At 66.4% G+C, this 13,037-nt stretch carries 10 protein-coding genes; 4 read left to right on the top strand and 6 right to left on the bottom strand.

All coding sequences use genetic code 11. The features are described 5' to 3' along the window. The first annotated feature begins 54 nt into the window (after positions 1-54). Complete coding sequence (locus ACUTR7_RS04335) at positions 55-2,256, top strand: TonB-dependent receptor (RefSeq protein ID WP_445608217.1); 2,202 nt, start codon at positions 55-57, stop codon at positions 2,254-2,256. Between the two features lie 176 nt (positions 2,257-2,432). Here ACUTR7_RS04335 and ACUTR7_RS04330 read toward each other — a convergent pair whose 3' ends face one another. The 6 genes from ACUTR7_RS04330 to ACUTR7_RS04305 form a co-directional block, all read right to left on the bottom strand. Then, entirely contained in the window at positions 2,433-3,218 is a 786-nt protein-coding gene (locus ACUTR7_RS04330) for a foldase protein PrsA (RefSeq protein ID WP_012205136.1), read from the bottom strand. A gap of 81 nt (positions 3,219-3,299) precedes the next feature. Beyond that, a complete protein-coding gene (locus ACUTR7_RS04325; RefSeq protein WP_013802780.1) occupies positions 3,300-3,581 on the bottom strand; it encodes a BolA family protein in 282 nt (93 codons plus the stop codon). Beyond that, on the bottom strand, positions 3,578-4,177 hold the full coding sequence (locus tag ACUTR7_RS04320) for a septation protein A (RefSeq protein ID WP_034392671.1): 600 nt from the start codon (positions 4,175-4,177) through the stop codon (positions 3,578-3,580). The genes ACUTR7_RS04325 and ACUTR7_RS04320 overlap by 4 nt, the downstream gene beginning before the upstream one ends. Positions 4,178-4,303: 126 nt before the next feature. Continuing rightward, positions 4,304-4,717, bottom strand: coding sequence for a peptide-methionine (R)-S-oxide reductase MsrB (gene msrB / locus ACUTR7_RS04315; protein ID WP_445608216.1), 414 nt, complete (start codon positions 4,715-4,717; stop codon positions 4,304-4,306). Beyond that, entirely contained in the window at positions 4,714-6,258 is a 1,545-nt protein-coding gene (locus ACUTR7_RS04310) for a protein adenylyltransferase SelO (RefSeq protein WP_445608215.1), read from the bottom strand. The genes msrB and ACUTR7_RS04310 overlap by 4 nt, the downstream gene beginning before the upstream one ends. A 69-nt stretch (positions 6,259-6,327) precedes the next feature. Then, complete coding sequence (locus ACUTR7_RS04305; RefSeq protein ID WP_043822774.1) at positions 6,328-7,344, bottom strand: AraC family transcriptional regulator; 1,017 nt, start codon at positions 7,342-7,344, stop codon at positions 6,328-6,330. Positions 7,345-7,534: 190 nt separating this feature from the next. Here ACUTR7_RS04305 and ACUTR7_RS04300 point away from each other — a divergent pair, with 190 nt between their 5' ends. The 3 genes from ACUTR7_RS04300 to ACUTR7_RS04290 all read left to right on the top strand — a co-directional run bounded on the left by ACUTR7_RS04300 (position 7,535) and on the right by ACUTR7_RS04290 (position 12,925). Beyond that, entirely contained in the window at positions 7,535-9,247 is a 1,713-nt protein-coding gene (locus ACUTR7_RS04300; RefSeq protein ID WP_445608214.1) for a carboxylesterase/lipase family protein, read from the top strand. A gap of 102 nt (positions 9,248-9,349) precedes the next feature. Continuing rightward, entirely contained in the window at positions 9,350-11,185 is a 1,836-nt protein-coding gene (locus ACUTR7_RS04295; RefSeq protein WP_445608213.1) for a CocE/NonD family hydrolase, read from the top strand. A gap of 102 nt (positions 11,186-11,287) precedes the next feature. Further along, positions 11,288-12,925, top strand: a complete 1,638-nt coding sequence (locus tag ACUTR7_RS04290; RefSeq protein WP_445608212.1) for a 3-(methylthio)propionyl-CoA ligase — start codon at positions 11,288-11,290, stop codon at positions 12,923-12,925. Positions 12,926-13,037: the final 112 nt, after the last annotated feature.

Here is a 13,037-nt window from a genome sequence, read left to right as displayed (position 1 = left end):
GCTTGGGAAAGGTCTTGTTGCAAATGATTTCCATTTTCAACAAAGGCCCTTGCCATGCGCACTTCAGATTGCCGTTCCCGACCTTTCGTCTCCGGCCCCCAGTCATGCCTTTATTCGGTCTTCGCTGCGGCGCTGGTCACACCCGCATACGCGCAGGATGTGCCCCCTGAGGATCGCCAGGTCCAGCTGGCGCCGGTCACCGTTTCGGGACCGCGCACCACCGGCTCGCGCACCGAGGCATCCGAATCGGTCAAGTACGCCAAGCCGCTGCTGGACGTGCCCCAGACCATTACGGTGGTACCGGGGCAGGTGCTCCAGGAACAGAACGCCCTGAGCCTGCAGCAGGCGCTGTCCAATGTGTCGGGCATCACCTTCAATGCGGGCGAGGGCGGTGCGGGCTCGGGCGACAGCATCAATATCCGCGGCTTCAGCGCCAACGCCAACCTGCAGATCGACGGGCTGCGCGACAGTGGGCAGAACAACCGCAGCGACCTCTTCAACACGGAGTCTGTCGAAGTCATCAAGGGCCCGAACTCGGTCTTTGGCGGGGCAGGCACCTCGGGCGGCAGCATCAACATGATCAGCAAGCAGCCCAAGGCCCATGACTTCACCGAGGCCGACGCAGGCCTGGGCACGGCCAGCTACCGGCGCCTCACGCTCGACACCAACCGGGTGCTGGCTGGCGGCAAGGCCGCCATGCGCCTGAACCTCATGGGCCATGACAGCGACGTGGCCGGGCGCGACACCATCTTCAAGCGGCGCTGGGGTGTGGCGCCCTCGCTGGCTTTGGGATTGAATTCGCCCACGCGCGTGACTCTCAGCTTCTTCCACCAGAACGATGACAATCTTCCCGACTTTGGCGTGCCGGCCTTTCGCGGCAAGATGCTCGATGGCGTCTCGCGCAATGCCTATTTCGGCTGGCGCAACCTTGACCGGGAAAAGATCAGCCAGGACGCCCTGACCGCGAAGATCGAGCATGACTTCGCCTCGGGCGCCAAGCTGCAGAACCTCTCGCGCTACTCGCGGCTGAGCCGCGATACCGTGATCTCTGCCTCGCATGTCGATCTCCGGGGCATGCAGCCTGGCTACTACCGGCCCGCAGGGCCCCAGGCCTATGGCCGCGATGCGGCCACCACCCTGTGGATCAACCAGACCAACCTGACCCAGCGCTTCGACACAGGCGTGCTGGGGCATACGCTGATCACGGGCTTCGAGATCGCGCGCGAGACCTATGACCGCACCACCTCTTCCTACAACATCAACCGGCAGTTCCCTGCCGGCGGCTATCCGCTGGCCCGTCCGCCCGGATACTGGACGGGCACGACGGACTTGCAAAACAGCGGAAGGAACGAAACCAGCCTGGACACCCGCGCGCTGTATGCCACCGACTCCATTGCGCTGGGTCCGCGCTGGGATCTGAACCTTGGCCTGCGCTATGACTGGATTGACGGGCGCTCCAACGCCACAACGGCCGCTGGCGTGCGCACCTCGGTGGACAGCTCCGACGGCCGGCTCAGCGGCCGCACGGCCCTGAGCTTCAAGCCCGCCGACAACGGCCGCATCTACCTGGCCTACGGAACGGCATTCAACCCTTCCGCCGAATTCCTGGTCTCCACGGGCTCGGGCCTGGATGCGGCCACGGCCTCGCTGGCACCCGAGAAGAACACCAGCCTGGAACTGGGAACCAAGTGGGATGTGCTGGACCGCCAGCTGGCGCTGACCGGCGCCCTGTTCCAGGTGGACAAGACCAATGCCCGAGAGCAGATGGCCGATGGCAGCTATCTGCTGGCCGGAGAGCAGCGCGTGCGCGGGCTGGAGCTCGGTGCCGCAGGCAAGGTGACGCCGCAATGGGATGTCTTCGCCAACTACACCTTCATGGCCAGCAAGACCCTCAAGTCATTGAACGAGCCTGCGCGTGTGGGCCAGGCGCTGGGCAATACGCCGCGCCATTCGCTGAACCTGTGGACCACCTATGCATTGCCCCAAGGCTGGACGCTGGGCTATGGGGTGCGCTTCGTGGGCACGCGCAATGTCACCTCGGCAGGCGATGGGAAACTCTCTGCCTATTGGGTGCACAGCGCCATGGTCGGCTATGAACTCAACCGGCAATGGAAGCTCAGGCTCAATCTCGAAAACATCGGCAACAAGGCCTATGTGGCCGGCGTGCGCCAGCGCCTGGGCGAGCAGTCGCGCTCCTCGGCCGTTGAATACGGCGAAGGCCGCACGGCCAGGGTAACGGCAACCTATCAGTTCTGAAGTGCCGGATTGCCCGGGGCGCGACGCTCAGAGTCGGCCGCAGGTAACAATGCGTGCAAGCTGCCCCCAGAGGGCAGCTTTTGTTTTTGATAGGGTCGTCGGACAAAAAAAGAGCCCGCACAAGGCGGGCTGGTGATGGTCAGGCCGGCGGCAAAAACCGCCGACTCGTACGCATCTTACTGGATCTTGGCCTTTTCGCGCAGCGATTCCTGGAATTGCGCCAGCTTTTGCTGTTGCAGCTGCTGCACGATCTGGGGCTTGACTTCCTCGAACTTGGGCAGTTCGGCCTGACGTGCGTCGTCCAGGCGGATGATGTGGTAGCCGAACTGGGTCTTGACCGGCTCCTGGGTCATGCCACCCTTTTCGAGCTTGATCAGGGCTTCGGAGAACTCGGGCACGTAGTTGCCGGGGTTGGCCCAGTCGAGGTCACCGCCACGGGCGCCGGATCCGGGGTCCTTGGACTCCTTCTTGGCGATGTCTTCAAACTTCTTGCCGGCCTTGATCTCGGCAATGATGGCCTTGGCGCGGTCTTCCGACTCGACCAGGATGTGGCTGGCCTTGTATTCCTTGCCGCTGTTGGCAGCGACGGCCTTGTCGTACTCGGCCTTGGCTTCGGCGTCGGTCACGGGGTTCTTCTTCTGGAAGTCCTCGAACAGCGCGCGGATCAGGATGGTCTGGCGGGCCAGTTCCATCTGCTGCTTGTAGGCTTCGCTGTTGGCCAGGCTGCGCTTGTTGGCTTCCTGCATGAAGATCTCGCGGGCGATGACTTCTTCCTTGATCTGCCCTTCCAGCTCGGGCGTCACGGGGCGGCCGCTTTGCTCGATCTGTTGCTTGAGCGCTTCGGCGCGTGCCTTGGGCACAGCCTTGCCGTTGACGACGGCGATGTTCTGGGCCGAGGCGGACAGGGCCGCGGTGCTCAGCACGGCGGCAGTCACCAGGCTGGTCAGAAGCTGTTTTTTCATGCGAATTCCAGATATGAAGGAAAAATTGATTCTATAGCGCGGATACGCAACAGGCTCCGAATCGTCGGAGCCTGTAAAAGTTCAAAGAACCTCGATGGCGATGGCGTGTGCGCCCTGGTCAATGAATTCTTGCAGCGCATCATACACAAGGCGATGGCGTGCCACGCGTGGCTTGCCTTGAAACAAAGGTGACGCAATGCGCACGCGGAAATGCGTGCCGAAGCCGGTGCCGTTGGCGCCCACATGGCCGGCGTGCTGGTGGCTCTCGTCGATCACTTCCAGGTGATCGGGGGCGAGGCGCTCGCGCAGCACGGCCTGCATGGCTTCGGCGGTGATGGGCAGCGGATGGGCGGGCGCGCTCATGGCTGCTTGTCCTGCTGCACGCCAGACGGGGGCAGGGCGTCGGGCGTGGCGGCTGCTGCCTCGCCCTTGTCTTCCTGCATGAAGCGGCTCATGTAGATGGCCTGGCCGATCACGAAGACCAGCATCAGCCCCATGCCGCCGAACAGCTTGAAGTTGACCCAGGTGTCGGTGTCGAAGCGGTAGGCGATGACCAGGTTGAGCGCGCCCATGACCGCGAAGAACGCCGCCCAGCTCCAGTTCAGGGTGCGCCATGCGTTGTCGGGCAGTTGCAGCTGTGCGCCCATGACCGAGCGCAGCAGGTTCTTGCGGAACACCAGCTGGCCTATCAACAGGGCGCTGCCCATGAGCCAGTACAGCACGGTGGGCTTCCACTTGATGAAGGTGTCGTTGTGGGCCAGCAAGGTGGCGCCGCCGAACAGCACGATCACGCCCAGGCTTACCCATTGCATGGGCTCGACCTTGCCGTGGCGCACACGCAGATAGGCGATCTGGGCAATGGTGGCGACGATGGCCACGGCCGTTGCCGTGTAGATGCCCCAGACCTTGAAGGCGACGAAGAACAGGATGATGGGGAAAAAGTCGATCAGTAACTTCATTGGAAGGTTTCGATGGGCTTGGAGTCAGGCATGGGGCCTGAGCTTGGCAGGCGCATTGTGGCGCAGCCGGCGCGGCCCGGCATCGGTGCAGGGCCGCGTGGCCTGGGGTTTTTGCGGGCCTGGAGCCTAGGCCTTGGGCGGCTCGAATTCCAGCGATGCGGAATTCATGCAGTAGCGCAGTCCTGTGTCGGAGGGGCCGTCGGGGAATACATGCCCCAGGTGGGCGCCGCACTGGCTGCAGACGGTTTCGGTGCGCACCATGCCGTGGCTGCGGTCCACGATTTCGGTGATGGCGCCGGGGATGGCGCGGTCGAAGCTGGGCCAGCCGCAGCCGGCATCGAACTTGGTGTCGGAGTCGAACAGCTTGCTGCCGCAGCAGATGCAGCGGTAGCTGCCATCGGCCCAGAACTGTTCATAGCGGCCGGTGAACGGGCGCTCGGTGGCTGCATGGCGTGTCACCTGGAAGGCGGCAGGTTCGGCGCCCTTGGCCTGCAGCTCGGCCTGCCATTCCTGTTCGGTCTTGTGGATGGGAAAGCTCATGATGAACAGCTGATCTCGATGGAGGAAGCCCAGTCGGGCGGGAAGCCTGCCCATTCGGCATGCTCGGCGTGGGGGTCGAACGGAGTCTGCAGCACGGCCAGCAATTGGCGCACAGGAGCGAAGTCACCGGCCTTTGCGGCGCGGATGGTCATCTCGCCCAGGTGGTTGCGCAGCACGAAGCGCGGATTCGATTCTTGCATCAAAGCGGCGGCCGCCGCGGCATCCGTGCCTGCCAGGTGCCGTGCGTACAGGGCTGCCCAGCGGTCGAAGGCCTCGCGGTCCAGCACCAGGTCGCGCACGGGCTCGAGGTCGAGGTCGAGGTCCGTACCGGCACTGGCACCGGCAGCCACCGCATCGGTCAGGCGGCTGAAGAAGATGGTGTAGTCCACCGCGTTGTCGGCCATGAGCTGCAGCAGCGGGTTCACCAGGGCGGCAAAGCGCCCCTCGGCGGGCGGCGTGCCTGGCGCATCTTCGGGCAGGCCCAGCTTGCGCAGCATGAGGGCGCCATAGGCCTGCGGAAACACCTGCTTGTATGACTCCAGCGCCGCAATGGTCAGTTCCTCTTCGCCGATCAGCGGCAGCAGGGCCTGGCCCAGGCAGTACAGGTTCCAGTAGGCCACCTGGGGCTGGCGGTTGAAGGCGTAGCGGCCCTGGGTGTCACTGTGGTTGCAGATATGGCCGGGGTTGAAGGCATCGAGGAACTGGAAGGGCCCGTAGTCGATGGTCAGGCCCAGGATGCTCATGTTGTCGGTGTTCATCACGCCATGGCAAAAGCCCACGGCCTGCCAGTGCGCCAGCAGCCGCGCCGTGCGCTCGCTCACGGCCTGCAGGAAGTTGGCGTAGGCGTTGCCGGCCAGTGCCTCGGCCGTGCGGCATTCGGGGTAGTGCCGGTCGATCACGTAGTCGGCCAGCTGGCGCAGAGGGGCTATCTGGTCGCGCGCCGCAAAGTGCTCGAAATGGCCGAAGCGTATGAAGCTGGGCGCCACGCGTGCCACCACGGCGGCGGTCTCGATCTCTTCGCGGCGAATGGGGGCGGGCGATCCGGTGAGGCTCAGCGCGCGCGTGGTGGGAATGCCCAGGGCGTGCATGGCCTCGCTGCACAGGAACTCGCGGATGGACGAGCGCAGCACGGCGCGCCCGTCGCCCATGCGCGAGTAGGGCGTGCGGCCCGCGCCCTTGAGCTGGATTTCCTGGCCCGAGGCGGTCTCGCCCAGCAAGATGGCACGGCCGTCGCCAAGCTGGCCGGCCCAGACGCCGAACTGGTGGCCGCTGTAGACGCTGGCCAGCGGATGGCTGCCGGGCAGCACGGCATTGCCGGTGAGCGCCTGCAGGGCCTCATCGGAGGCCAGCCACTGCGGGTCCAGGCCCAGCAGCTCGGCGGTGCCGGTGCTGGTGGCAATCCAGTGCGGCTCGGGCAGCGGCGTGGGGCGCAGATGGGTGAAGAAGTCCGGGCCCAGGGCGGCGAAGCCGTCTTGCCAGGAGATGGGAGGGCGTGGGGAGGTCGCCGGAGCCTGGCCTTCGGCGGCAGCATGCAGGTTCATGCGGGAATTGTCCCCCAGCGCCTATGCCCCGTGGGGCGCAAGGTTCATGCGCGCATTCACCGCATGCATTCACGCACGCAGTTGCTGCCGGTACTGGCCCGGCGGCATGCCGAACCAGCGGCGGCAGGCGCGAAAGAGGTTGCTCTGGTCCACAAAGCCCAGCAGGTCGGCCACCTCGGCCAGGCTGCGGCGCGGCTCGCCCAGGTACTGCAGGGCCAGCTCGCGCCGGGTTTCGTCCAGCAGTTGCTGGTAGCTGGTGTCTTCGGCCTGCAGGCGGCGCTGCAAGGTGCGGTCGGTCAGGCCCAGCAGGCTGGCCACGTCTTCGCGGCGCGGCTCGCCCTGGGGCAGCAGGCGCGCGATCTCGTGGCGCACGCGCGCGCCCACGCCGGCCTGGCCCAGGTGGTCGAGTTCGGTTTCGACCAGCTTTTCGTGCAGTGCCAGCAGTTCGGGGTTGTGCGTGGGAATGGGGGCGAGCAGGTCGGCCTCGGACAGCAGGAAGCGGTTCGCGTCCTCGCCGAAGCGCGGCAGCAGGCCGAAGGCCGCGCGGTAGGCGGCCTCGTGCGAGGGGGCGGGCGCCTCGGCCATGAATTCCACGGCCAGCGGCCGGACATCGCGCCGCGTCAGCCAGTTGCACAGCACCAGCAGCGTGAGCACGGCGAACTCCACGCGCTGGCGCGGCACGGGCCGTGTGGCGCCGATGTGATGTATGGACAACCAGTAGCCGCGCGCATCGCGCTCCAGCGTGAAGGACGTTGCGTCCGAGATCACGGCCATGTGGCGTTCCAGGTCGCGGAAGCCGGCCAGCAGGTGCGGGCCCGAAGCCAGCGAGTAGCCGACCAGATCGATGTTGCCGTGGCGCGCGGCCAGTTGCCGGTCCAGCCCCAGCGTGGGATTGGCGGACTGGGCCACGGCCAGCTCCCAGAGCCGGCTCACGCGGTCCACATCGGTACGGGTCTGCGAATGCTGCAGTGCGGCAAGGTCGATATCGGCTGCGGCGCACAGGCTTTGCGGGGCCAGCCCTTCGGTGGCCATCATGTCCAGGATGCCGCGCACCCAGGCGGCGGAGCTGCTGCGCTGCGTTGTCATGACCGGGTTTTCCTGGGCCATTCGGGGCGCTGTTTGCGTTCTGAAGTCACTGTTTTGGCGTGGTTGCGATAGCGGCGTTTTGCCGCGCTGTTCCTAGAATTTTTGCAGCGCGGCGAACGACTGCGCAGTGTGACCCATGGGCCCGGCGCGGCCCATACGGGAAACCCCAAAAACCATTCAGGAGACAAGCATGCGCACAGGACAGCGGTGGATGGCTGGCGGCATACGCCTGGCCGTGGCTTCAATGGCTTTGTGGCTCGCGGCCTGCGGCGGCTCGGGCGGCGGAGGTCCCGAACTGCGCGAGACGGCCTACGGCCCCTTGCGCGGCGTGGACGACGGCGCCGCCACGGGCACCTATTACTGGAAGGGCGTGCCCTTTGCCCAGGCGCCCGTGGGCGCGCTACGCTGGCAGCCGCCGGCCGAGCCCAAGGCCTGGGAGGGCGTGCGCGAGGCGCGCCAGTTCGGCAATGCCTGCCTGCAGATCGGGCGCATGTACGGCCCGGGAGCCAACAACCGCTTCGACGACACCATTGCCTCCACCCTGGGCCAGCCCGTGGGCAGCGAGGACTGCCTGACGCTCAATATCTGGCGCCCGGCCAGCGGTGCCGAGAAGCTGCCGGTGCTGGTGTTCATCCACGGCGGCAGCGCCATCTCGGGCTATACGGCCGATCCGCTGTATGACGGCGCGGCCCTGGCACGCGCCGCCAATGCCGTGGTGGTGACGGCCAACTACCGGCTGGACATCCTGGGCTACATGCACATGCCGCAGATGCAGGCCGGCGCGCCCGCCACGGGCAACTTCGCGCTGCTGGACAACCTGCAGGCGCTGCGCTTTGTGCAGCGCAATATCGCGGGCTTTGGCGGCGATCCGGGCAATGTCACGCTCATGGGCCAGTCGGCAGGTGCCACCAATGTGCTGGCGCTGCTGACGGCCGAGTCGGCGCGTGGCCTGTTCCACAGGCTGGTGCCGATCAGCGGCGGGCTGTCGCTTCCATCCAACCTGCCGGCCGGCGTGCTGGCCACGCTCAAGCCGGCTTCGGCCTACGCCACCCAGTCCGCGCTGTTGCTGGCCCATCTGATGGTGGCCGATGGGCTGGCTGCCGATGTGGCGGCTGCGGCCACGGTGGCTGCCGGCTGGACACCGGCGCAGATTGCGGCCTACCTGCGCGGCAAGGATGCGCGCGTGCTGCTGCAGACCCTGGTGGCCAAGGGCCTGACGGGCGCGGGACCGATTCCCGACGGCCTGCTGCTGCCCACCGATCCCATGGCCGCGCTGGCTGCGGGCCAATACAACCGCATGCCCGTGATGGCCGGCTACACGGCCGAGGAGGGCAAGCTGTTCGCACCCCTGCTGGCGGCGCTGGGCGGCAAGCCGGGCTTCAGGATCGATGATGCGGCGCGCTTTCGCATGATGCAGTCCTTCGATGCGCAGTCGCCCAACGCGCCGGGCCTGGCCGACATCATCGATGCCGCCTACCTGCCCGTCGATACGCCGGTCACCGGCTACAACGCCCGCATGGCGCAATTGACCCATCTGTTCGCCGATCCCAGCCGCGACCAGTTGCTCAACACGCTGCGCACCCGGCAGGCCGAGGTCTGGAGCTACCGCTTCGACTGGGCGCGCCAGCCCGCGCCCTGGAACACGGTCTACGGAGCGGCCCATGCGTTCGATCTGCCCTTTCTCTTCGGCAACTTCGGGCCGTCCGTGTTCTCCCGCGTGACCAACAGCACGGCCAATGCCCCGGGCCGGCTGGCGCTGTCGAACGCCATGATGGCCAGCCTCAAGGCCTTCATGCAGACGGGCAATCCGCAGAACGCGGCCCTGGGCCAGACATGGAAGCCCTGGCCGTCCAGCCTGATCTTCGACGCCGAGCCGGGAGCGACCAGCATCCGGCTGCAGTGAGAGAGCCGTTGAGCGGGCAGGTGAGCGAGTAGATGAGCGAGCAGGGGCTTGCCGCGGCAAGCCCCGAGAGACAGCCAACAACAACGAAGGAGACAAGTACCCATGACAGTCAAGACCGTTTTCACACATGCCTGGCGCTGGCCGCTGGCGGGGGCCATTGCCGCCGCCGCCGTGGGCCTGGCCGCCTGCGGAGGGGGATCGTCGGGCATGCCCGCGCCCATGGGGCCGGGCCAGCAATCGGGCTACATCACCCTGCCGGACGGCAGCAGGATGCGCTACTCGCTGCTGCTGCCCGAGGGGCAGGGTCCGTTCCCGCTGCTGGTCGAGTACGACGGCTATATCTCGGGCTCGTACCCCAACATCAGCAGTCCCTGGACCAAGGAAGGCTATGCGGTCATGGGGCTGAACGTGCCGGGCACTGGCTGCTCCACGGGGGATGACAAGGTGTTTGACGCCAGCGTAGGTGCGGCCGGTGCCTTTGCCATCGAATGGGCCGGGCGGCAGGCCTGGTCCAACGGCCGCATCGGCATGATCGGCTACTCGTACTCGGGCTACAACCAGCTGTGGGTGGCGGCGCACCGGCCCAAGGGGCTGCTGGCGATCACGCCCAGCAAGAATGTGGGCGATCCCTACCGGGACGTGGGCTATCCGGGCGGCATTGCCAACATCGGCTTTCCGGCGCAGTGGTGGAACGGCTTCCCGCGCATCTGGCGCACGGCCGCCGACCTGGCGGTGAAGAACGGTGGCGACACGGAATGCGCCAAGACGGTGGCCGACAACATCGAGAAGATCAAGCGGCCCGAGCTGGACCTGATCAAGTGGCTGGACAACCCCTATGCCGATGGCCTGTACCTGGAGCGCAGCGCCATGCTGCAAAGCGGCAAGATCAATATCCCCACGCTGGGCACGCAGTCCTGGCAGGACGAGCAGATCGGCCCGCGCTCGGGCTACTACGAGGACACCATTGCGCCCGACAGGATGTGGCTGGTCAGCTCCAACGGCGACCACCACACGAACATCACCTCGGACCATATCGACCAGACGCTGAAGCGCTTCCTGGCGCGCTTCGTCAAGGGCGAGGACAACGGCTTCGACAAGGAGCCGCGCGTGCGCCTGCTGCAGGAGATGCAGACCACGGACGCCAAGGCCCTCAATGGCGGCGCCAAGCTCATGCCCACGGGCGAGGCACGGTTTGACCGGCTGCCTGTCCAGGTCAAGCCCCTGCGCCTGTGGATGCAGCCCGGCCAGGCGCTGGGCGACAGCGCACCCGCCTCCGGGACGGCTTCGTCCAGCTACCGCTATCCGGCCCTGAGTCCGCAGGTGAACAACCCGGCGGCCGAAGGCTGGCCCGCCGTGCCCGCTTCGGAAAAGGATGGCCAGCTGGTCTTCACCACGGCGGCCCTGCCGCAGGACCTGAGCTTCTATGGCGAAGGCTCGGCCGACCTGTGGCTCAGCGCCACGGCCGCCAATACCGACATCCAGGTCACCTTGTCCGAGGTGCGGCCGGACGGGCAGGAGATGTTCGTGCAGCGCGGCTGGCTGCGTGCCTCCAAGCGTGCGCTCGATGAGAGCCGATCCACGGCGCTGCGTCCCTGGGGTGCCTACACACGGGACAAGGATGTGCCACTGGTCGCCGGCCAGCCCCAGTTGATGCGGGTGGAGATTCAGAAATTCGCGCATGTGTTCCGCGCCGGTTCAAGCATTCGCGTGACAGTGGATTCGCCATCGCAGACCGGATACTGGATCTTCGGCAACGACAAGACGCCGTCCACGAACACGCTGTGGCATGACGCGGCGCATGCCTCCAGCATCGTCCTAGGGTATATCCCATACGAGCATGCGAAGACGCTGCCGAGTTGCGACAAGACAATGCGTCAACCATGCCGGAAAAACGATGCGCCTGTCCCTGCCGGGATCGGACCCAGGGCGCCGGCCTGAGCCACCCTCCATGCGGGCAGCGGCATCGCGCACCAGGGCCTTGGCCTTGCGCGAATCCGCGGTCCGCAGTTCACGAAGTTCAATCACCTTAGGAGCCTATAGATGCTGGGTCTGATGCAAAGCCAACCACTGTTGATTTCGTCGCTGATCGACTTCGCCGACCGCCACCATGGCGATGCGGAGATCGTCTCGCGCAGGGTGGAGGGCGATATCCATCGCTATACGTACCGCGACCTGGCACGGCGTTCGCGCCAGCTGGCGAACACGCTGGACGGCCTGGGCCTGCAGCCCGGCGACCGCGTGGCCTCGCTGGCCTGGAACGGCTACCGCCACATGGAGATGTACTTCGGCGTCAGCGGCTCGGGCCGCGTACTGCACACGGTCAACCCGCGCCTGCACCCCGACCAGGTGGCGTGGATCATCAACCACGCGGAAGACCGCGTCATGTGCTTTGACCTGACCTTCCTGCCCATCATCCAGGCCGTGCATGCCAAGTGCCCCACGGTGCGCCAGTGGGTGGCGCTGTGCGATGCGGACCGCCTGCCCGCCGACAGCGGCATTCCGGGCCTGGTCAGCTACGAGGACTGGATTGGCGGCCAGTCCGACCAGTACCAGTGGCCCGAATTCGACGAGAACACGGCCTCCAGCATGTGCTACACCAGCGGCACCACGGGCAACCCGAAGGCCGTGCTGTACAGCCACCGCTCCACCACGCTGCACGCCTACGCGGCCGCGCTGCCCGATGTGATGTGCATATCGGCGCGCGACTCGGTGCTGCCCGTCGTGCCCATGTTCCACGTCAACGCCTGGGGCATTCCCTACTCGGCCGCGCTCACGGGCTGCAAGCTGGTGTTCCCCGGCCCGGCGCTGGACGGCAAGTCGCTGTACGAGCTGATCGAGGCCGAAGGCGTCACCTACGCGGCCGGCGTGCCCACGGTCTGGCAGATGCTGCTGGGCCACATCAGGCCGGGCGGCCTGCGGTTTTCCACGCTCAAGCGCACGGTGATCGGCGGCTCCGCCTGCCCGCCGGCCATGATCACGGCCTTCCAGGACGAATTCGGCGTGGAGGTGCTGCATGCCTGGGGCATGACCGAGATGAGCCCGCTGGGCACGCTGTGCACGCTCAAGAACAAGCAGCTGCAGCTGCCCAAGGACGAGCAGATGAAGATCCTGCAAAAGCAGGGCCGTGCCATCTATGGCGTGGACATGCGCATCGTCGACAGCGACGGCACCGACCAGCCCTGGGACGGCAAGAGCTATGGCGACCTGCTGGTGCGCGGCCCCTGGATCGTGGACAGCTACTTCAAGGGCGAGAGCCCGCTGGTCAAGGACGCGCAGGGCCGCGGCTGGTTCCCCACGGGCGACGTGGCCACCATCGACCCGGACGGCTTCATGCAGATCACCGACCGCAGCAAGGACGTGATCAAGTCCGGCGGCGAGTGGATCAGCTCCATCGACATCGAGAACATCGCCATGGCCCATCCGGCTGTGGCCATGGCCGCCTGCATCGGCATGCCGCATCCCAAGTGGGACGAGCGCCCCATCGTCGCCGTGGCGAAGAAGCCCGGCGCCGAGGTCACGCGCGAGGAACTGCTCAAGTTCTACGAGGGCAAGACCGCCAAGTGGCAGATCCCCGACGACGTGGTCTTCATCGATGCCATCCCGCTGGGCGCCACCGGAAAAATGCTCAAGACCCGGCTGCGCGAGCAGCTGGCCGGCTACCGGCTGCCGGGGCTTTGAGCCGTTGCGGGCGGCCACCGGGCCAGGGCATGCGGGGGCATGTCCTGGCCGGGGCGGCCGGTCCGAGTCTCGTCGGCGATAGCCGCTAGGGGCAATCACCGATCAGGGCAGG

Source organism: Delftia sp. NA_296.1, assembly GCF_052692095.1.
Note: the sequence above shows the minus strand (reverse complement) of the source record. Positions and strands in the feature narration are given on the sequence as shown.